Source organism: Pandoraea sputorum (assembly GCF_000814845.2).
Taxonomy (GTDB): domain Bacteria; phylum Pseudomonadota; class Gammaproteobacteria; order Burkholderiales; family Burkholderiaceae; genus Pandoraea; species Pandoraea sputorum.
In genome coordinates this window covers 4,862,800-4,883,198 of sequence record NZ_CP010431.2, presented here as the reverse complement: position 1 = coordinate 4,883,198, position 20,399 = coordinate 4,862,800, and the positions used below count along the sequence as shown (strand labels likewise).

14 protein-coding genes and 1 tRNA gene are annotated in these 20,399 nt (G+C 61.4%); 1 reads left to right on the top strand and 14 read right to left on the bottom strand.

The features are described 5' to 3' along the window. Positions 1–10 precede the first annotated feature (10 nt). From NA29_RS21535 to NA29_RS21485, 11 genes are all read right to left on the bottom strand, one after another. Positions 11–679 (bottom strand): OmpA family protein, encoded by a 669-nt coding sequence (locus NA29_RS21535; RefSeq protein WP_039393044.1) that lies wholly within the window; start codon positions 677–679, stop codon positions 11–13. After that, positions 676–3,918, bottom strand: a complete 3,243-nt coding sequence (locus tag NA29_RS21530) for a DUF802 domain-containing protein (protein WP_052252301.1) — start codon at positions 3,916–3,918, stop codon at positions 676–678. Before NA29_RS21530 ends, NA29_RS21535 begins: the two co-directional genes overlap by 4 nt. Beyond that, positions 3,890–4,705, bottom strand: coding sequence for a DUF3348 domain-containing protein (locus tag NA29_RS21525; protein WP_072633352.1), 816 nt, complete (start codon positions 4,703–4,705; stop codon positions 3,890–3,892). The genes NA29_RS21530 and NA29_RS21525 overlap by 29 nt, the downstream gene beginning before the upstream one ends. Positions 4,706–5,760: 1,055 nt before the next feature. Continuing rightward, positions 5,761–6,909 (bottom strand): MFS transporter, encoded by a 1,149-nt coding sequence (locus NA29_RS21520; protein WP_257125705.1) that lies wholly within the window; start codon positions 6,907–6,909, stop codon positions 5,761–5,763. A 189-nt stretch (positions 6,910–7,098) separates the two neighbouring features. Then, positions 7,099–7,680 (bottom strand): TetR/AcrR family transcriptional regulator, encoded by a 582-nt coding sequence (locus NA29_RS21515; protein ID WP_039393041.1) that lies wholly within the window; start codon positions 7,678–7,680, stop codon positions 7,099–7,101. A 206-nt stretch (positions 7,681–7,886) separates the two neighbouring features. Continuing rightward, positions 7,887–7,960: transfer RNA gene (locus tag NA29_RS21510), tRNA-Gly, on the bottom strand. 371 nt (positions 7,961–8,331) lie between these two features. Next, complete coding sequence (locus NA29_RS21505) at positions 8,332–11,097, bottom strand: KGGVGR-motif variant AAA ATPase (protein WP_039393039.1); 2,766 nt, start codon at positions 11,095–11,097, stop codon at positions 8,332–8,334. Then, positions 11,094–11,531, bottom strand: a complete 438-nt coding sequence (locus NA29_RS21500; protein ID WP_072633468.1) for a hypothetical protein — start codon at positions 11,529–11,531, stop codon at positions 11,094–11,096. Before NA29_RS21500 ends, NA29_RS21505 begins: the two co-directional genes overlap by 4 nt. Positions 11,532–12,034: 503 nt before the next feature. After that, positions 12,035–12,709 (bottom strand): hypothetical protein, encoded by a 675-nt coding sequence (locus NA29_RS21495; RefSeq protein WP_157127438.1) that lies wholly within the window; start codon positions 12,707–12,709, stop codon positions 12,035–12,037. A 117-nt stretch (positions 12,710–12,826) separates the two neighbouring features. After that, the gene (locus NA29_RS21490; protein ID WP_039393037.1) at positions 12,827–13,054 is read right to left on the bottom strand and encodes a hypothetical protein; all 228 of its coding nucleotides are present in this window, start codon (positions 13,052–13,054) and stop codon (positions 12,827–12,829) included. A 56-nt stretch (positions 13,055–13,110) separates the two neighbouring features. Then, positions 13,111–14,019, bottom strand: coding sequence for a LysR family transcriptional regulator (locus NA29_RS21485; RefSeq protein ID WP_039393036.1), 909 nt, complete (start codon positions 14,017–14,019; stop codon positions 13,111–13,113). A 139-nt stretch (positions 14,020–14,158) separates the two neighbouring features. On the opposite strand from NA29_RS21485, the gene NA29_RS21480 reads away from it, so the two are divergent. Beyond that, positions 14,159–15,646 carry an MmgE/PrpD family protein gene (locus NA29_RS21480; RefSeq protein WP_039393035.1) on the top strand — a complete coding sequence of 496 codons (1,488 nt, stop codon included), beginning with the start codon at positions 14,159–14,161 and terminating at the stop codon, positions 15,644–15,646. Between the two features lie 6 nt (positions 15,647–15,652). On the opposite strand, the gene NA29_RS21475 is transcribed toward NA29_RS21480, so the two are convergent. The 3 genes from NA29_RS21475 to NA29_RS21465 all read right to left on the bottom strand — a co-directional run bounded on the left by NA29_RS21475 (position 15,653) and on the right by NA29_RS21465 (position 20,359). Continuing rightward, entirely contained in the window at positions 15,653–16,309 is a 657-nt protein-coding gene (locus NA29_RS21475) for a hypothetical protein (protein WP_039393034.1), read from the bottom strand. A gap of 131 nt (positions 16,310–16,440) precedes the next feature. Beyond that, a complete protein-coding gene (locus tag NA29_RS21470) occupies positions 16,441–17,160 on the bottom strand; it encodes a hypothetical protein (RefSeq protein WP_039393033.1) in 720 nt (239 codons plus the stop codon). 178 nt (positions 17,161–17,338) lie between these two features. Then, complete coding sequence (locus NA29_RS21465) at positions 17,339–20,359, bottom strand: autotransporter family protein (RefSeq protein ID WP_052252299.1); 3,021 nt, start codon at positions 20,357–20,359, stop codon at positions 17,339–17,341. Between the last annotated feature and the right edge of the window lie 40 nt (positions 20,360–20,399).

The window sequence follows — 20,399 nt, the reverse complement described above, 5'->3', positions numbered from 1 at the left end:
CGTCGCACCGTCACGCTTTCGGCTTGCCAGCGTTGCCAGCACTGCTGCGGGGCATCGGCGCGATTTCCACGCGGCGGTTCTTTGCGCGCCCGGCTTCGTCGGCGTTGGACGTCACCGGTTGTTCTGCACCGAAGGCGGCCGAGAACACGGAGGACGGCGGCACCCCGGCGGCGATCAGCTCGCGCGTGACGGTCAGCGCACGTTGCGCCGACAACTCCCAGTTGTCAGCAAAGCGGCGGTTCGTCTCGCGCACTTGCTGGTCGTCGGTGAAGCCGCTGACCATGAGGATTTCGTCGCTCGCGCGCAAATAGGCGGCCAGCGGTGCGGCCAGACTGCGCAGCACTTCGCGGCCTTGCGGTTGCAACTGGTCCGAGTTCAAGGCGAACAGGACGTTGCCGCTGATACCGATACGACCGTTCACGAGCGTCACGCGGCCGCCTGCGAGTGGACCGGCGAGCGCCTTCTCCAGCGTTTCGCGGCGCTGCGTCTCGACCTGACGCTCCTTCACTTCGCGCTCCAGCTTCGCGGACAGTTCGATCTGCACGCCGATCACGCCGAGCATGATGAGCACGAACGCGCCGAGCATCACCGACATCAGATCGCCGAAGACGGCCCACGTCGGCGCGGCGGCGCCTACGTCGCCCGCGTCCGCGATATCCGCGTCGAATTCGTCTCTCATGCTGCCACGCTACCCGGTTGCGCACCGGCTTGTGCGGTGTGCGAGCGCGCTTGTGCCAGGTCCTGAAGGTTCTCGAGGATCTGCTTTTGCGACATCACGCTCAGCTCGACCACTTCGCGCGCCTGAGCGACGTAGTAGCCGAGTTGTTCGTCGCTGCGCGCCATCGACTTGTCGAGCGCGGCCTCGATGCGTTGCAGATGCTCCAGCAGTTGCGTATTCGATTCGCCGAACGATTGAACTGCGGCACCGAAGGCGTCGCCGAGGCTGGCGATTTCGACCACGCTGCCGGTGACCTGTGCCGACGCTTCCGTAAGCTTCTCCGTTTGCGCGGCGATGGCGTCGCCGAGGTTCGCACTCGCGCGTTCCAGCAGTTGCGCGGAGGTCGTGACGAGTTCGTCGACGGCGGCACGTTGTTCGTTACCCGCGTGCTTGACGGTGTCGAGCAGCGTGCCCAGCGTGTCGAGCAGTCGCGAGCGCTCTTCGAGCATGGCGTTATCGCGGACCATGCTGTCCGAGAGCTTCTGACGCAGTTCGCCGATGATTTCGGCGGCTGCCTTCGGGGCTTCCGAAGCGGTCTGCACCAGACGCGAGATTTCCGCGATGGTGTCGCTGGCGTTGGCGCGCGTCTGTTCGGACATCTCCAGCGCAGTGCGGGCGAGCGTGTCGCAGATCGCCTGTTGCTGGCTGGCGGTTTGTGCGCCGACCTGCTGCCATTCCGAGCGCAGCGTGGACAGCGTGCCTTCGAGCGTTTCCGTCCAGACGGACAGGCGTTGGGTTTCGCGCTCGGCGGTCGCGTCGTGATGCGCGGTGTTGGCGGCGCTGAGGGCTTGCAGCAGCGACGCGCTGTGTTCGCTGAATGCGCTGGTCGTCGCCGCGACGAGTTGCTGATTGCCGTCGGCCAGACGTTCGCTCGTGCGCGTGTGTTCGGCAATGGCGTCGCGCCAGGTCTGGGCGACGTTGGAAGACGTCGAGTCCAGTTGCGCCGAGACGTTTTGCAGCAATTGCGACGCGCGCGATTCGAACGTTTCGGCGAAGCGAGCGAGGGCGGCGGCGAGGTCGGTGGCGAGCGCATCGTTCGCCGATTGTTGTGCGACGAGGGCCTGCTTCCATTCGCCCGACACGACAGCAGCCGTCTCCGACACGCTGTGCATTGCGCCTTCCGTGCGCTGGCTTACGCCGTCGATCAGATGGGCAGCGCGTTGCTCGAAGGTTTCCGTGAAGCGGCCGAGGGCGGCGGCGAGTTCGGTGTTCAGCGCGTCGTTGGCCTGCTTTTGCAGCCCGATCGATTGCTCCCAGGCCGATGCCACGCGCTCATGTGCGCCGCTGACGTTACCGCTCGCGGCGTCGAGCTTGGTTGCGACATCCGCCAGCAGGGCGCTTGAGCGCGCTTCGAACGTCTGCGCGAAGCGTTCCAGTGCTGCGCCGAGCGACTGCGTGAGCGTGTCGTGCGATTGCTGCTGCTGGCCGAGGGCCTGCTCCCACGCTTGTGCGACGGTCGTCTGCGCCGTGGCGATGCTGCCCGTTGCGCTGTCGAGGCGTGTGATGACGTCGCCAAGCAGACTCGCGGAGCGCGCCTCGAACGACTCGGTGAATTGTGCGAGCGTTGCGCCGAGTTCTCTGGCGAGTGTGTCGTTGGTCTGCTGCTGCGTGGCGAGCGACGTTTGCCACGTCTGCGCGATGCCCGCGTGTGCGGCGTTGACCTGTCCCGTCGTCGAGTCGAGGCGTGCGGCAACATCGTCGACGAGTCGGGTCGAGCGCGTCTCGAAGGTCTGTGCGAATTGCGTGAGCGCCGCGCCGAGGTTTTCGGAGAGCGCGTCGTTGGTGCGTTGCTGCGTGGCGAGCGACATCTCCCATGTCTGGGCGACGTTCGCGTGAGCGGCATCGATGCGGCCCGTGGTGGCCTCCAGGCGAGCCGCGACATCGTCGACAAGCTTGGCGGAGCGCGTCTCGAAGGTCTGCGAGAAGTGCGCGAGTGCCGCGCCGAGATTCTCGGAGAGCGCATCGTTGCTGCGCTGTTGCGCGGCGAGCGACGTTTCCCACGTTTGCGCGACGCCGGTCTGAGCGCTGCTAACTTGTGCTGTGACGGTTTCGAGGCGTGCGGCCACGTCGTCGATCAGTCGCGACGAGCGGGTCTCGAACGTCTGCGTGAAATCGCCGAGTGCCGAGCGCAGATCGGTGGCGAGCGATTCATTGGTGCGCAACTGAGCGTCGAGCGAATCTTTCCAGACGCTGGCGACGCGCGCCGTCGTGGCTTCGAAGCGATCGGACAGACCGTCCATACGGTCTTGTACGGCGCTCGATACGGTCTGATGCCACGTTGCGGTTTCGCGCGCGAGGCTCGCCATCGTCGCTTCGACTTCCGGACGAATTGCTGCACCGGCGGCGCTTGCCGTGGTGGCGACACTGTCCTTCAGATACTGCTGCATCGCGCTGGTGAGTTGCGCGTAAGACGCATCCGTCTTGGCGTGCAGGGCGTCCTGGTTGGCGACGAGACGTTCGCCGAGCGCCTGACTCTGGCGCTCCATCGCGGCCATCATGTCTTGCAGACGGTCGACGAGCGCGGGCATGACCGTCGCTTGTTGCTGAAGCAGTTGTAGCGTGGTTTCGCGTTGATGCTGCTGCGAGAAGCCGCGCAGTGTCGTGACGATGCGTGCGTCGAGCGATTGCACGACCTGTGCGCGCTCCTTGCGTGCGAGTGCAGCGAGCAGGCCGAGCATGGCCGACGTAGCGACACCTGCGACCGACGTGCCGAACGCGAAGCCGAGTCCCTTGACCGGGGAGGCGAGCGAGGCGCGAATCGCTTGCAGATCGGTCGCGCCTTCGAGTGCGATGCCGGTGCCACGCAGCGTGGCTGCCATGCCGAGGAAGGTGCCGAGCATGCCGAGCAGCACGAGCAGGCCGACGAGATAGGGCGTGAGCGCCGGGCCGGGCAGGCCGACGCGTTCGCCTTCCACACGCAGACGCACCGCGGTGCGAAGACCGGCGGGCAACGTCTCTAGCCATGCGGGCAGGGTCGCGGGCGGTGCGCTCAGTCCGGAGACGGCATTCGCAAGGGCGTTGGTCGACTGATGAAAGCGTTTGAGTTCGAGCGCGCCGAAGAGATAGACCGCAGCGATCAGCAGGGCGACGGCGAGCGCGAGGGTATTGGTACCGGCATAGCCGATGGCGATCCAGCCGACGACGGCAAGACCTGCGACAAAGGCAATGAGATCAACGAGGTAGCGTGGCAAACGGGTCATGTTGTCCGGGTTCACTAACGTTTTCGCCGGGAGTGACCGAGGCGAGGGCGGCAATCAGCCCTTCGATCGGTTCCAGGCGGATATCCAGTTCTGCGAGCAAAACGCTCTGCATATCCCGGTGGAAGGTGTCTAGCCAGGTGCCGACGGGCGCGAGCGGCGGTGCGCCGGGCACGCGCGGGGCCGCCATCGCGGCCTGCTCGGTGTCGCGCAGACGCACGAAGTGCCCTTCGAGCAGATTCGGCACGCTCGCGAGCAGTGTGCGCTCACGTGCGCCCATCACGCGCTCCATAACGGCGTCGACGCTGGCGAGACGCGCGGCGTCCGGCGACATCGTGGCCAATTGGGCACGAAGGCGGGTGCGCAGGGCGCTGATCGCCGTGTCCATCGTCTGTTGCGACGTCGCGTAGCGCTGGCGATACGCCGGAAACTCCGCGAACGAAGCCGCCCGTTGACGCTCGGCAGCGCTCAGTGCGCGGATCTGTCCGCCGGGCGCGGCCGCCAGTCCGCAATCGCGGGCGATGGCGGCGGCGAGGTCGACGCGCACGCGTGCCAGTTCGGCCGCCGGGCTTTGCGCGGCCGAACGCGCGCCGGGCGTTGCCGCCGACGGGTTGGCCGGATTGGCCTTAAGCGCCGACGACAAGGCGATGGCGTCGGTCCAGCCCAGCCACTGGCTCAGACGGTCCGAGAGCGACGGCGCGGCCTCCGGGGGCGCGAACGAGCTCAGGCGGGCCAGCGAGCGTATGAGTGTTGGGGCGCTGATAACGGGACGCCGGGACACTTGCACCATTCCACTGGGGGGTCGAAAACCCAGCAGTTTACACTGCGCGCGCGCCGCGCCCCCCACTGGCCGCCCGGTCGGGGGATTGACGGGCGAGCAAAGCGCCCGAACGCCCCCTGAAACCCCTCTGAAAGCCCCGCCGGACGCCGACTGTGATTTATCTCAGTTTTCAGGTGCCGACCCGAGGCTTATCTTTCACTCAACCCGCGACAAACGCGAAACAAACGAAACAAGACTGGAGGTGTGAAATGGCTGCAATCGGACCGATCTGCGACGCACTGGTGACCGTAGGCACGTGGGCAAGCCGTGCCGCCCCGGTGGCCAAGTTCTTCAACGACGTGCTGGCGCTGTTCTGAAATTCCCCGCGATCAACGCGAAACAACGAAACAAGACCGGAGGTGTGAAATGGCTGCAATCGGACCGATCTGCGACGCACTGGTGACCGTAGGCACGTGGGCAAGCCGGGCTGCCCCGGTGGCCAAGTTCTTCAACGATGTGATGGCGCTGTTCTGAAATTCCCCGCGATCAACGCGAAACAACGAAACAAGACCGGAGGTGTGAAATGACTGCAATCGGACCGATCTGCGACGCACTGGTGACTGTAGGCACGTGGGCAAGCCGGGCCGCCCCGGTGGCCAAGTTCTTCAACGACGTGATGGCGCTGTTCTGAACATTCCCGCAATCAACGCGAAGCATCGAAACAAGACTGGAGGTGTGACATGCCCGCAATCGGACTCATCTGCGACGGACTGGTCATGATCGGAAGCTGGGCACGTGCTGCGGCACCTGTCGCAAAGTTTCTCGCCGACACGGTCAATATCTTCATGTAACGCGGAATCGGCGCAACGGAAGCCTCCAATAGCAGGCGGGGGATTCCTCAGGTGATCGCGCTTTTTCCTAAGCGCTAACGCGTCGAGCAGCCGAATCGAGCAATGTCCGGAGGTATGACATGGGATCGGGCGTTCTTTCTGGTCGGGTCGTGAATGCAGTGGCTTGGGTGCAGCGAATCCGAGTCCGTCCATAAATTCGTTTCGGAATTCGCTGCCACCCTCTTCTGATTCAGTTCAGGAGGTCGAGCAAGCAGTTTCGGGGGCTTGGGCAAGACCCGTCCGAAGGTAAGGCAACAAACTGGCGAGACCGACGGCGGCCATCGCTGCGCCAATCCACAACGGCGCGCGCATGCTGTAGCCCGCATCGATCGCCGCACCACCGGCCCACGTCCCGAAGGCGAGGCCCGCAGTAATCACCGACGTATGCATCGTATTGACGAGCGGCCCCGGCGCTGCGGCGCGCATCACTCGCGCGACCATTGCCGGATTGAGCGAGACCCCCGTGAGGCCGATGGCAGCAAACGCCGCGACGCCGACCGGCGTCAGTTCGGCCCAAAGCGCGAAACTTATCAGGGCGAGTGCGAGCACTGACAAACCCGCCACCAGCACTGTGAGCGTGTGACGATCGGCAAAGCGTCCGACGACGGCGTTGCCGATGATGTTCGCAATACCGTACATCGCGAGCAGATTCGGAATCGAGGCGGCGGACACACCGGCCACATTCAAAAAGATCGGCGAGAAATAGCTGAACGCGGCGAAGGTCGCGCCGATGATCAACCCGCTGGTCGCAAACGCGGCCCACAGCGGACGATTCAGCAACGAACGGAATTCGGCAGACAGGCTGACGACTTCGGCATGGGCCCCGTCTTGCTTATGGTCGGCCGGTGCCCACAGCGCAATGGCGACAGTACAAAGTGCAGCCAGCACAGCGACGAGCCAGAAGCTGGCGCGCCAGCCGTAGTGTTGTTCGATGAAGGCGGTGAGCGGCACGCCGACTACCGGCGAGAACATCAGTCCGCCGAGCACGAAGGAGGCGGCGCGTCCACGCACCGACGGCGCGACGAGATCGGCGCAGAGCGTGAGCGCGACACCGAACGTTGCTGAGCTGGCCACGCCCATGATGATTCGCGCGACGGCCATCATTTCATAGCGCGTCGACATAGCAGCCAGCACGCCACCTGCCACGTTGATCGAGAGCAACCAGATGAGTGCGCGCTTATGCGGCGTGCGCAGGGCGAGCAATACGGCGGTGAGCACCGGACCGCCGATGGTCATGCCGAGGGCATACAGCGAAATCAGGTTGCCGATCTTGCCGATACCGACGTTCATCGCGTCGGCCAGTGCGGGCATCATTCCGGCGACCATGAATTCGGCCGTGGTCATGGCGAAGACGGTCAGTCCTAGTAAGTAGACGACGGGTGGCATTGAGGATTTTTGCGTCATATTCTTTAACGTTCATTCCATATTCGCGGGAGGAATAACGAGCCGCGATGGGGGGAGTCGATTGTTGGGTGTTGTGGGTGACGTGCTGCGCGAGAAAGTGTTGGGGTGCGGACTGAACGTGGTCGTCCGTCAGAGCTGAGCCAGTATGCCTTCCATGATGCCTTCGAGGAATGCGCGGTCGCAGACGGTGCGCCCCAGCGCACGCAGGCCGTAGTAGCTCGAGAGGAACGTGCGGGCAACCACGACCGGGGAGCGTTCGGCGGACAGTTCGCCGTTGTGTTGTCCGACGGCGATCAGATGCACGAGCACTTGTTCGAAGCGGACGAAGTAGGCCTGGCTGATCTGGCGGACGCGTTCATCCTTGGCACCACGCTCGAAAGCCGCGAAAAGCGACATGCAGCCGCGCTGCTTCTCGGGATCGAGATCGTCGTCGATGCCCCATTGCATGAGCGCGCGCAGACGATCTTTGACGGGGCCGTTGCCGTTGAGAATGTCGACTTGTTGTTGAAGGCCGAGCGTCTGATAGCGCTCAAGGGCTTCGTGATAGAGATTGAGCTTGCTGCCAAAGGCGTTGTAGAGGCTGCCGCGTCCGAGGCCTGTGCACTCGACGAGCGCCTGCGCGGAGGTGCCTTCGTAGCCGTTCGTCCAGAAGACGTCCATGGCGGCGTCGATGACGGCTGCGTCATCGAATTCTCTGGGTCTTCCGCTCATGATGGACCTCGTCGTTCTGGAGGGATGGAAATAGCCGGTGCCACGAGGCACCCGTCCGATAGTGCGACTATAGGTGATTTTTTACCATCCGTTCAAATAACCGGATATCGGTTGTGGATTTGGGCGGATGGTGGGGGAGAGGACGACGGCGAGCGACGTCGGAAAACAAAAAAGCCGTCACAAGGACGGCTTTCTCGAAAATTCTCTGGAGCGGGCGATGGGAATCGAACCCACGGCTCTAGCTTGGGAAGCTAGGGTATTACCATTATACGACGCCCGCGAAGAGCGTCATTGTATGCGGGGATTGGGGAGATTTGCAATCGCGAGATCCGGTTGATGGGGCGAAAATTTCGTCGACGTCGAGTTGGACGGCATAGCTCCGTCGGTTAAACCGCTGATTCTTGTCGAGGACTTTGGCGAAGGCGGTGCAGGAGGTGCCTACAAATTCATCAAGTTCAAGCGGTTGATGCAATCGCAAGCGGGCACCTCTCTTGTCGACTTTAGCCCAAACCTTAGCAAATTCGCAGGCACAGGTAGCCCAACCGCTGCAACCTCGTTCGTCACTTGCTCAGACGGGCCAAGACACCCTATCTTCGCATTGCGAATCCAACCCATCCGAAGCATGTCATAGAGGAGGAGATGGAGTCCGAGTCAAAGCGGAATGGCCCCGATGTTCTTTTTCAATAGCGCTTGAGTGCGCGGACGTCCAGCCGCCGACGTGTCGAAGCTGAGTCCGTATCTGTAGATCTCTGGCAAAAACAGCCGCTCCTCGCCCAAGTTTCCATCCACGTCTTCGTATATAACTCCAATCTCTTGTAGCGAACCGAGAAGGCTTGGGGTGAGCTTGGCCTGTTCCAAGCTGAACGGCACCTTGAGGTTGCGAACGTTTTGCTGTTCTAGCAACTCTGTCCACTTTTTCAGCGGCGCGATTTCTGACTTGGCTTCATTCACCTTTTCGATACTGCAATCAGGAATAGCTTTGCGCATGGATTCTGGGGCAAGCAAACGATCCGGCCATGTTTGCACAGTTCGCGTAGACTCTAACTCTGCAGCGAACTTCAGGAAGCGAACTAAATCACGCGCCTGTACATTGCCTTTCAGGTCACACAGGGCTGTATAAACCCATCGCGCAGAGTGTGCTTCTTTTGATTTCTCACTGCCGAGCTTTTTCCCCCAAAGGCGCTGCAACTCGATCTTCAGCTCTTCGATGCGCAGGGACTCCGCTGACTTCGATTGGTCTGAGTGGATGCCTGCTTGGCAACTCAACATGAAGGCTAAACGTAAAAAGCTCTCTGGGTTCCACTGCAGGCGAAACGGTTGGAAGCGCTGAAGCCATTGTCCCAAGTTCTGGCGAATCGTGGTTTGTACGTAATCAGCTCGCACAAAAACGATCGTGCCCATGCAGCGATTCTCCAATTCGCTGATGCGATTTGGTAGCCGTAGCAAGGCTCGGATCGCCTCTGCGGAATGGTCGTCATTGGCATCCTTGAATGCATCTTCAATGCCATCGAACACAAAAACGGCACGTGTGGAATGGGCTGCGAGTGATTGATTGACTGCTCGCAATCCGCCTTCCAGGAGACCGAACTGACGAGCGATGAGGTCGTCCCAGAAGTCCTCCCAATGATCGGGGGGGGACTTGAGAGCTTCTTCAATCAGTCGCCGCACTGCGCTAGCTCCGAGTAACAGTTGCTTGTCACCTCGGATCAAGTCAAGAGTGCGTCCCTGAGCTAACTTGATCTCTCCATCCGGCTTGTCCTCAATGTTGTCGGACCAGAGAACTGGAAAGATCGCCGCATCGGTTGTGCTTGCGAGGGCGAAACCCAGCTTGCTCAAGAAGCGCTGCCACGTACCTACCCCCACCAACTGGCGAAATGTGAACGTCTTGCCTGCCCCTTTGGCTCCGATCATTAGCAGGTTGGGCAATTCGTTAGCGTAATGCTTGCCGAGATTTATCAGTGGTTCGGTGGCCAATATCGCGCTAGTTGCTCCGCTGTCCGCAAACTCTGCCGCCTTACACACGTCGTGCAATCTCCTTGCATGCTCCTGCCGTGCCGAGGTTGTGGCGTTGGCACCGTCGGTCGGTGGAACTGGTAGCGCTTGGGCTTGCGCCGGTTCGGCATACAGCGCCTTAGCCCACTCGCTTGCACTGGAAAACAATCGACTGGATTTGGGTAACTCTTCCAGCGCCTCACGTACTGATCCGACTGACATTAAGGTGCTAAGGAATTCGGCCTCTAACCACTGCACTCCGGGATTCAGTGCGTCGTCAGTAGGGTAGGCGTCACCCAGCAACTTCAGAGCTTGCTCGTAGTGCACTGCATCTCGCAGTTCCTTGGTCAGCAAGCTCAAAACTACTGTGGGCCGTGCATCGGCCTGACGCGCTGTCGGCAACTGACGGTTAAAGGCGTAAAGGCAGCGTAGAACTTCAGCCATGCCTTGTACCGACTGCGGCGCCACCGTACTGACGAAAAAATGGTCCACTCGTGGATCGAAAAGGATGGGGCTAGCCAGTTCGCTTAAGCCTGCACGTAAGTCAATGAACACGGCGTCTACACCAAGGCGCCGACCCAGGTCGTGTAAGTGGTCCGACAATTGCCAAGGATTAGCTGGATTTCTCGCCAAATGTTCGGGGGCCACTGGCATGTCCTGGATTTCGACCAAGTCGCGGGCTGCTGGCAAGACGAATAGCTCACGTTGCATACCTCCGACACTAAGCGACGTCTTGCGCAACTCTTGGGCGAAAAAGTCCAGCGTCGCGTCAATTCCCGCAGGGGGATAGTGCAATGCTTCTAGCAGTTGCACGAAGGACACCGACGGTCGGTTACCTTCGTCCAACCAAAAGCTGACTCCAGGAGCTTCTAGATCTGCATCCACAACAAGGATCTTCTTCGGACTAGAACTGGATTCCTGCATGCAGGCAGCCACAAAAGTCATCAGGGCGGTCGTGCGTCCAACTCCCCCCTTAAATGAATGGAAGGAGATAACGTCGGGGCCAGTCGACCACGCCGTTGGCGCGTTTTCTAAGCGCTTGACGAGCTGCTGTGGTGCAGAGTCAGCATCGGTCGTCTCGTATGTCGGCAGATACGTTACGTCGCGCCACAGCGGGTAGCTTTGCCCAAAGGACGACGCGGTCGTCTCCAACTCCTGCACGAAATCCACGGGGTAACTGGATTCGCCGATTTGTAAGTCGATGGACCGATTGTTTTTCCGGTACGAGTGGCCGAATATTTGGCCCAGCCAGTGGTCAACGTGCTCACTATTGACGAAGTGGCGAACCTCCATCCCGCTTGCGAAACAATCAACACCTAGTACGCCGTGGGGCAAGTGGGACCACAACACTGTGCGATGCTTGAGCAGTCGTTCAACATCCAGCCACGTCAGTAGACGGGCGGCTGCATCCATGTGCAGGCTCATTTCAGTTCTCCTTGAATCCACTTCAGTACTAGTTCCAATTGGCGCTCACAATCGCTGTCGGTTGGGGCGGTGAAATTCCCGCCGTATCGCCAAGCTTGGTGCAGGATGCTGGCGTCACCTTTGCGAGGCTCTTCCGCACCATTGCGTGTCACAGGAGTTAGGTTCAAATTTTCAGGCAAGGACAACTCAGACCCAACTTTCAGTTCTTTAAGCACCCGGCGCAGGTTGTGCCCCGTCCTTTCGATGTCTTCTCGGTCAAACAGCCGACGGTTTTGGCGTTTCAGCCAAACAGCTTTAAGGCCACACTCCACCGCGTAAAAAAGCAGCAATCGATGTGGATTCTTACGTGCGCCATCTTCCGTAGGGCAGGCGAGGAGGGTCAATTCTCGCCATGCGTTCCTTAGCTCTCGGTCGGTAAATGGAATCGCACTCATCTTGGCGCTCCCGCGACGAACCGTTCCCACTCACTACGTGCAGATTCCCCTTTTGAGTCTTCGTTGACGGCACTTTGGATAGGCGACAAGTGGGGAGTACCAATGACCTGTACAGTTCGGTCCAGAGTACTGAGCGCGGAACAGCGGGTGGGAATTGACTGGAATTGTCCTTCGATCAACTGAATTTTCATTTTTTTCCATCAGCAAAGGGCGCGTCTGTCCCGACCGATGAGTACTTTAAGGGAAAATCTTATGACAAGACCATAAAAATCTGTCCGCAAGTACCGCGGTCAGTCCATCCGACAAGCCACGGCAGATCTTTCTTATGCTGCCTGCGGATTGACTGATTTTTTGATTGAGTCCGGCGCGCCCCATTGTGCCGGCGTATTGGTTGCTTGCTTGGGAGGTACAAGAGAGCTGTACCTACGCCCTTCGGGGAATGTGTGAGGTTGTGAAACTCAACGAAGATCGCCGATGTCATTTTCGGAATGATCGCAGCTCAACTATCGGGCGATAAGTCGACAAGACGCCTCACTAGCAGACGTCGCCGTTGTGCCGACCAATCGAACCAGTGAAACCTCGTATCGATAGGCACTGGCACCATCGACCTGAATCGACTGCGTACATTCGCCTTGCCACGCGCCTTGGTATATCCGGGTGTTTTTTACCGTGTGCGAACCTGTGCCAAGGTAGATAGTGAGACTCTGTCCGTTCCCGAGATTGCCGACGGACTGACCGTCGACCACCAATTGATTAGTGACCGCCGATCCGGCGTCGCCGTCGGGGCGGAACAGGGTGACTTGTGAGCCGCCTTTCGGTTTTGTTTGATTGCCGGATGACGCGCTTTCGCCTTCACGGCGGCAGACGTGACAACTGATATCGCTGATATTTGCGCGCGTGATCGGTTTTTGTCCGAACACGCGATCCTCGCCCTGGTTGCCCTGACTCAGAATCGTGAAGTACGGTGTACCGTCAACGTAGTAGTCGACTTTTGAACATTGAGGCGCGGTCGAGCGAATTTTCAGGTCTGCCCCGTACGAGCCTTTCGTTGATGTCGTGGGGACCACATTGATCGATGCTTCGCACGCCGCCGTGAACTGCTGACAGTCGCAGTTGTTACTCTGCGCTTGCGCCGAAAACGACAGCAAAGCAACGCATGACGCCATAACCGCTCGCATATCCCGACTCCCAAGTTTTATTTTTTCTCATTCTAGGAGGCACAACGAGCGGTCGGCATCATTCGTTTAGCTGATCGACATCAGATCTGCCGATCGGATCAGAGGCAACAATGCACCTCACCCCTCGATCTTATCGATGAACGCCAGCACCTGCGCTTCGGCTCTCACCCACGCGTCATCTGGCGAGTGACCTGATAACCCGGTGATTTTGGAGAAGTCCGTGAAGAACACCCCGTTCTCCATGTGACCTACCGATGCGACAGCTCTCCATCCCGAGACCCCGTTCGGTGCTACGCGAATCATGTACGTTCGCTGGCGGTACTGTTTATGCAACTGCGTTGGCATGTGGCGAACTCCTACTGCTGGAAGCTAATCCTAGCACGCGAATACGTAACGTGCGGTTAATGTCCTGATCTCGGCTTCCCGCCCGCAAACTCAAGAATCGTGTCGTAAAGCTGTTGAGCTGCGCTCGATAGCACCAGTCCGCGCCGACGAATCAAACCGACGGTTCGTGTGACTTCCGGCTCCACCAGCGGCACGCTCGTCAGGAGCGGATGCTCACCCGGCGGCATTGCCAGTCTCGGCACCGCCGCAATCCCCAAGCCCGCTTCGACCAGACTCACCACGCTCATCACATGCCGGACTTCGCAGAAAGAGCGTGGCAGATCGGGCGTGCCCGCCAGCGCCAGATCCAGCACGAACCGGTTGCCGCTCGCCTTGGCCACCGCCATGAAGTCGTAGTCCTTCAACTCGCACCACTTCACTTCCTTGCGCCTGGCCAACGGATGCTCATGTCGGCAAGCGAGCACAAACGGCTCTTTCAGAATCGGCTCGAACTCAATCGTGTCCTCCTGCGCGCCGAGATAGTTCAGCCCGAAATCTGCTTCGGCACGCACCACGCTCGACAGCACGTCGCTCGCCCCCGTGTCCGTCACACGGATCAGCACACGTGGGTAAGTCTCGTGAAACTGACGTAGCACCTCCGGCAGGAAGTGACGCACGGCCGACGGCACGCATGCGAGCGTGACCTCTCCGCCGAGACGCGTCGCGCCGTCCGTCAGGCCGCGCAGGCTTTCGTCGAAATCGTTCAGCAACTCACGCGCCTTGCGGGCGAAATCGCGTCCGAACGCGGTCAGATCGACGCGACGGGTCGTGCGATCCAGCAGCCGCACGCCCAGCGTGCTTTCCATCTTGGCGATGCGACGCGAGAGCGCCGACTGCGATAAGTGAATTTCCTCCGCCGCCGCCCGAAAGTTGCCCCGCTCCGCAATCGCCACAAAGGCTCGCAGGTCGCTCAATTCCAGATTCATGCGTTCAGTGCACTAATGGTTGTGATTTTTGCGATTCTAATGCGTCGCGAGATGGCCGATCATTTTGGGCTGCCCCAACGCAGGGCAACCGGTAGCCATTCACCAAAGCACACACAACGATTTCAAGGAGGAACGACACATGAGCACTTTTACCCGACGCTCGGCCCTGAAGGCTGGCGCTTTCGCCTCGCTGGCCGCCGCGCAGGGACTGGTTCAGCGCAGCATTGCCGCGCCCGCCCCCGGCGCAGCATCCGCCGCCGGCGCCGCTGAAAACGCGCAGAGCGGCAAAGGTGTGACCCGCACGCTGGCACGTTACATCGTCAACGCACGCTACGAAGATCTGCCAGCGAACGTCCGTAAGGAAGGCACGCGCACGCTGCTGAACTGGATCGGTGTGGCCGTTGGCGGCTCGCATCATGAGACGGTGGATCGCGCCGTCGCGGCGCTCACGCCGTTCTCCGGTCCGGCGCAGGCGCACTTGCTCGGCCGCACGGAACGCTTCGACATCATGGACGCGGCGTTCCTGAACGGTGTGGCGAGCCACATCTTCGACTACGACGACACGCATCTGAAGACGATCATTCACCCGGCCGGTCCGGTGACGTCGGCCTTGCTCGCACTGTCGGAGTACCACCCGATCTCAGGCCGCGAATTCCTCAACGCGCTGGTGTTGGGCGTAGAGACGGAGTGCCGTATCGGCAACGCCGTCTATCCGAACCATTACGACGTGGGCTGGCACATCACCGGCACCGCTGGCGTGTTCGGTGCGGCTGCGGCCGCAGGTAAGGTGCTGGGACTGACCGAGCAGCAGATGGTCTGGGCGTTGGGTCTGGCGGCGTCGCAGCCGGTGGGGTTGCGCGAGTCGTTCGGCTCGATGAACAAGAGCTTCAATCCGGGACGCGCCGCCAGTAACGGGCTCTTCGCCGCATTGCTCGCTGCGAAGGACTACACCAGTTCGGACGGCATGATCGAAGCCAAGCGTGGCTGGGCGAACGCCATCAGCACGAAGCAGGACTACCGTGAGATCACGGAAGGTCTGGGTCAGCGCTATGAGGCGGCGCTCAACACGTACAAGCCGTTCGCGTGCGGCATCGTGATCCACCCGGCTATCGACGCAGCCATCCAGTTGCGCAACGAATACAAGCTGACGGCCGACCAGATCGCGAGCATCGACCTGAAGGTCAACCCGCTCGTCATCGAGCTGACCGGCAAGAAGACGCCGCGTATCGGCCTGGAGGGCAAGTTTAGCGTCTACCACTCGGTGGCGGTAGCGATCATCGAAGGCGCGGCGGGCGAGCGTCAGTACAGTGATCGCGCAGTGCAGGACCCGGCGGTCATTGCACTGCGTGACCGGGTGACGGCGACAGTCGTGCCGTCGATCAAACCGGAGCAGGTCGACATGACCATCACGCTCAAGGACGGACGCAAGCTGCACAAGTTCATCGAGCACGCCATCGGTAGTCTGGAAGTGCCGATGACGGATAAGCAGTTGGAGACCAAGTTCCTCGATCTGGTGAACGGCATCCTGCCCGATGCGCAAGCACGCCGTCTGATCGATGCCTGCTGGCAAGTCGAGTCGCTGAAGAATGCGGGCGACATTGCCAAGCTCGGTGCGGTTCAGGGCTGATCGTGGCTACCGCGAATTGACCTGCGAAGGACCACCGAAATCGCATGTCCGGAAGCCTTGTGAAGTACAGGGGTCGCCGGTTCGATATCGCGATCCTGCACCTGCCGTCGTTGCAGGCGTCGGGACAGTCGCGGTCCGTCCTGCGCTCGACTGAAGCGGCTGCATCCCCTGCAACACGCTCATCATTGCGGCGGTCGTGGCGGCGTCTGCCGACCCGCCTCCGCTCGCCAGACGCTGGAACGCCTCTTCTTTGCTGTTCGGATTGAAGTTGTTTTGTTCCAGCGCTGTAGCGAAGAGCATTTCCGCCTCGCTGCGTGTTTGCGCGGAGGTCTTTTGCCCGGTGTCTGCCGAACCCGCTCGGCAGACACGGCAACTCTGATAAGTGACGCGGCTCGCCGTCATCGGCTGCTCGCTTGTACCCGTCACGCGATCCGATCCCGTACGGCCGTTCACCAGAATCGTGAACGCCGGGGTGTTGTCGACGAAATACTCGACCCGGGCGCACTGCGGTGCGTTGGCGGTGATGCTCAGATCGGCCCCGTACAAGCCCTTCTGACTACCCGTGGGTGTCAGCGAGACGGCCCCCGCGCACGACCCGACGATCTGAGTGCAGTCGCAACTTTGCGCCTGCGCCGGGGTGACGTGCGCAATCAGGCATGCCATCGCCGCAATGCAATATCGATGGCCAAGAGTCGGGAGAAGTCGCATATGCATCGCTTGCCCTTCAAAGACGTGGTGAGTTGCTTCTCACGCATTCGCCAGCGGTGTCGCCGTCGGCGCAGCGCGGCGCACTTTTACTTCTGCACCGTGCTGCGCTTGCCCGACGCGCTTTGCGCTACGCCGGAACGATCGACCACGGACAGCAGATTGGCGTCGAATTCGGCGAGGGCATCCGTTAGTGGACGATGCTGCTTGCGGGAATAGGGGACGACGTCCGCATACGACCAGCAGCACAGGCCGGTGTCTGCCTTGTACTCGCGACTCGCGGCCACCCCGACGTAACGAACCTGTGTGTCGTAGAACGCCACCGTCACGCGCGATGTCGTATCTGGAATGCCCTTTCCGTAAGGCTCGTAGAAGATGTCGACGAGTGCAAGACCATCGAAATCTCCCTCGCGAAATTCTGCGAGTGTCGACACCAGCTTCACGGTGCCGAATTGCCGCTTGAGCGAGTTCGCGACCCAGGCGAGGGGAAAGGAGGGATCAAGCAGCACACCATAGGGCTGCATCCACGCATTGCCGGTCCATTTATCTTCGTAGTCGATGCGACGCTCTCGAATGTAGCGCGTGTTGGCGATGGTATTGCGCGTGAGCATGACGGCCAGCCGCGCGTCGGGCCCGCCATGCAACCGGGCTTGCGGTGATTGGGCAGGCTGCTGATCGAACACACCCATGCCGAGCGGCTGCTGGGCAGGAATTCTCGGTGTCAATGCACAGGCGCTCAACAGCAACGCTGTCAATGCGCAAAGCAGCGCCGGGCCGCGAAAAATGAAACGCATGATAGGGGCGTTCATGGATTGCGCCTTGCCGCAGGCGTCGAGTTATCGGATGAAATGAGTATAGAAGCCGCCCCACCGCGTCGGCATCCTGCAAATGAGGGATGTCGAAACGAAAATGGCTCCCGAAGGAGCCACTTATCGCCGGAATTTTGCTCGACGGTCCCCTGTCGTCGCACCCCGTCAATTCCGCTGATCACCAGCGATACCGATACCCCACTTGCCCGTACACGTTACGACGGTAGTCGCCGCCCATGTTGCGGGCGTATTTCACACCGGCGTACAGCGAGGACATGCGGCCCAGCGTCGCTTCAACGCCTGCGCCAAGTTCGTACCATGTCTTCGCGAGGCTGCTGTCGAACGTCGCGCCGCCCACGTGGGTCGCACCCGGCGACAGGAAATCGTGGACCACGTCGACGCTCAGGTACGGCGACGCCGAACCGACACCCACCGCATTGCCCAGCTCCGGCGTATATAACTTCACGCCCACGCGCCCGCGCAGGGCGTTCGTCGTATTGCCCGACACCGACGACACGCTGTCGCTGAAGCCATTCAGATGCAGGTACTGATACGCCAACTGCACTTGCGGCTCGACGGTAAAGCCCGATCCCAGAATCGAGAAGCGATGACCGACCTCGCCCGACAACGCTGCACCGAAGCCATTCTGCGTCGCGCCTACGCCAGCAACATCGCTGTACTTGTTGCGATAGTGCGAGAACTGCGTCGTGACGTCGATGAAGGCGCCCTGCGGGAGAATGCGCGTCCAGTAAGCCCCGACCGATTGCGCCTGCATCGAGACGGTGCCGGTCGCGGTGGAGAGCGTCGGGTCCTGCGTGCGCGCGCTGTCGGAGAACGACGCCGAGGCCGCCCCGAACGTTGCCGTCAGTCCCACGAGCGCGCTGCCGCCCATGCCCGAGGCGTCCGTATTCAGACGCCAGTCACGGCCGAACTGCGCTGCGAACATGCGTTCGTCCGCACCGAAGCGGCCCGACAGCGTGGCGTCCATCGTCTTGCCGTACAAACGTCCCCACACACCGTTCGATGCATCCTCTCCCGGCACGCTCACACCGCGCACACTGCCCATGCGCTCCTGCAAGCGGCCCAGCATCGTGTAACCGAAGTCGGCGTTCAGTTGCGGCGTCATCGCGTAGCCAACGGCTGCGGCGCGATAGGCCGTCTGGCCCGAGGCGTACGACGTCGACAAGTACCAGCTCGGATCGCCGCCCACCGGGCCGACCTTGCGAAGCAGGTACTGATATGCGCCCGCCTGAATCGGTGCCGCCAGCTTGAAGGCCCCGTCCGAGGCCGTTCCGTTGACTTGCACCAGTTGGATGCCCGCGCCCGACGTGGGCACACCCGTCCCCGTGATCGTGAGCTTGAGCAGCGTCGTGCCGCTCGCGTTCCCGTTGATGACAAGCTTGTCCGATGCGGCCGAACCATCCGGCGAGACCGTCGCACCGAACAGCGCCGTGCCGTTGTTGCCGACGTAATCGCCTGCGATGGTGAACGTGCCGAGCACACCCGGCGTAGCACCCAGCGACGCGCTACCCACCGCGATGGTGCCCGCATTCGTCACGCTGCCGAGTACGCCGCCGTAACCGCCGAGCGTCGCACCGGAGGCGACGGACGTCATGCCGCTGCCCAGCGTTGCGTTGCGATGCGCGGCGTCGCCGACGAGGACCGTTGCACCGCTGGCAATCGACGTTGCGCCCGCGTAAGCGCTCGCACCGTTGAGCGTGATCGTGCCTGCGCCGAGTGAGACTGCCGAGAAGTTGGAAATCGCACCGTTGTAGTTGAACGCGTTGCCCGCGCCCGGCGTGATGGTCAGCGTGCTGGTGCCGGTGCCACCGGACACGTCGCCATTCACGACCGCTGCGCCGCCCAGAATCTGGAGATTGCTGTTGCCGCTGCCGAGATCCACCGCGCGACCGCTCTGGTCGGCCGTGATCGTGCCGTAGTTGATCACCGTTGCATCGTTGGCGCCGGTATTAACAACCGCCGCCGTTGCGCCGCCGCCTTCGAGCACGCCGCTGGCCTGGTTGATGACGGTCACGGTGAAGGCGTTGCGGCCGCCCGTCACGGCAATCGCCGAGTCGCTCTGGCCACGAATGAGACCGCTGTTGACGATGGTCGTGTTCGTGTAGATGCCCTGCGGCGCGATGGGGGCTTTGGTGACGGGATCCTTGTCGACACCCGCGAGCGTAATGCCGCGACCGATGCCGCCCGGCGTGTTCTCGCCGACGATGGTGCCGCTGTTGACGATGGTGCCGCCCCCCACGGTGACGCCTTCGCTGACGTCGTTGTTGGCGCGCGCGCCGCGAATCGTGCCCGAGTTGGTGATGTTGACGATGCCGTCGACATCCACGCCGTCGCCATCGCCCGTCACACCATTGCCGATGATCGTGCCCGCGTTGACGATGGTGACGACTTCCTTCGCGTTGAAACCGTCGATATTGATGCCGGAGCCGTTCATGCCCTGAATCGTGGCGCCGGCGCCGTTGTTGACACGCAGCGTGAACGTGCCGTCGGTCGTCGCATCGACACCGCCCGTAATGCCGTGGCGCGCCCCCTGAATCAGGCCGGTCCCCGTGTTGTTGACGGTGATGCCGCTGTTGGCCTGGGCGTCCACGCCGTCGCTGCTGCTCGTGCTGCCGGGGTTCACGGTCGAACGAATGATGCCCGCGTTGTTGACCACGCCATTCACGCCGGGGCGCACGGCATCGGCTTCGTTCGCCTGAATGACACCACCCGCAAAGTTGTTGAGGACGTTGGTGCCGGTCGTGATGGCGTTGAAGTCGATGGCCTGATTGCCGGAGGAGGAGTTGTTGGTCGACGTCAGCGTGCCGTAGTTGTTGAAGACGATGCTGCCGTTCGCCTTGTTCATCTGAATCACGTCGGCGTCGAACGTGGTCATGCTCGCGCCGACACCGTTCGTGACCGTAAGCGACACACCCGTGTTGTCGCGAATGGCCCGGCCGGTGCCCGTCATATTGATCGTGCCGTTATTGACGATGGTGGCGTTGCCGGTGGCCGTAATGCCCACGGTGCTGCCGCTGACCTGCAACGTGCCGCCGCCGTTGATCGTGCCGGTCTGGCCGCTCGATAGCGTCTGGCCTGCGGTGATCGTCTGCCCGTTGATGATCTGGAAATTAGCGGCGAGGGCGTGCTGCTCGGCGAAAAGCGCGACGACGCCTGCCAGAATGGCGATGGGTTTCATAGACTCCGATGTCCTCTTTGGAACTTGGTCGAAGTCCCGG

Bases quoted from the DNA above. Each gene is read 5' to 3' on its own strand.
- NA29_RS21520 (WP_257125705.1), bottom strand. From the start codon at position 6,909: ATGACCACGGCCGAATTCATGGTCGCCGGAATGATGCCCGCACTGGCC.
- NA29_RS21475 (WP_039393034.1), bottom strand. From the start codon at position 16,309: ATGGCATGCCTGATTGCGCACGTCACCCCGGCGCAGGCGCAAAGTTGC.
- NA29_RS21465 (WP_052252299.1), bottom strand. From the start codon at position 20,359: ATGAAACCCATCGCCATTCTGGCAGGCGTCGTCGCGCTTTTCGCCGAG.
- NA29_RS21535 (WP_039393044.1), bottom strand. From the start codon at position 679: ATGAGAGACGAATTCGACGCGGATATCGCGGACGCGGGCGACGTAGGC.
- NA29_RS21480 (WP_039393035.1), top strand. From the start codon at position 14,159: ATGAGCACTTTTACCCGACGCTCGGCCCTGAAGGCTGGCGCTTTCGCC.
- NA29_RS21490 (WP_039393037.1), bottom strand. From the start codon at position 13,054: ATGCCAACGCAGTTGCATAAACAGTACCGCCAGCGAACGTACATGATT.
- NA29_RS21495 (WP_157127438.1), bottom strand. From the start codon at position 12,709: ATGCGAGCGGTTATGGCGTCATGCGTTGCTTTGCTGTCGTTTTCGGCG.
- NA29_RS21525 (WP_072633352.1), bottom strand. From the start codon at position 4,705: ATGGTGCAAGTGTCCCGGCGTCCCGTTATCAGCGCCCCAACACTCATA.
- NA29_RS21485 (WP_039393036.1), bottom strand. From the start codon at position 14,019: ATGAATCTGGAATTGAGCGACCTGCGAGCCTTTGTGGCGATTGCGGAG.
- NA29_RS21505 (WP_039393039.1), bottom strand. From the start codon at position 11,097: ATGAGCCTGCACATGGATGCAGCCGCCCGTCTACTGACGTGGCTGGAT.
- NA29_RS21500 (WP_072633468.1), bottom strand. From the start codon at position 11,531: ATGAGTGCGATTCCATTTACCGACCGAGAGCTAAGGAACGCATGGCGA.
- NA29_RS21530 (WP_052252301.1), bottom strand. From the start codon at position 3,918: ATGACCCGTTTGCCACGCTACCTCGTTGATCTCATTGCCTTTGTCGCA.
- NA29_RS21470 (WP_039393033.1), bottom strand. From the start codon at position 17,160: ATGAACGCCCCTATCATGCGTTTCATTTTTCGCGGCCCGGCGCTGCTT.
- NA29_RS21515 (WP_039393041.1), bottom strand. From the start codon at position 7,680: ATGAGCGGAAGACCCAGAGAATTCGATGACGCAGCCGTCATCGACGCC.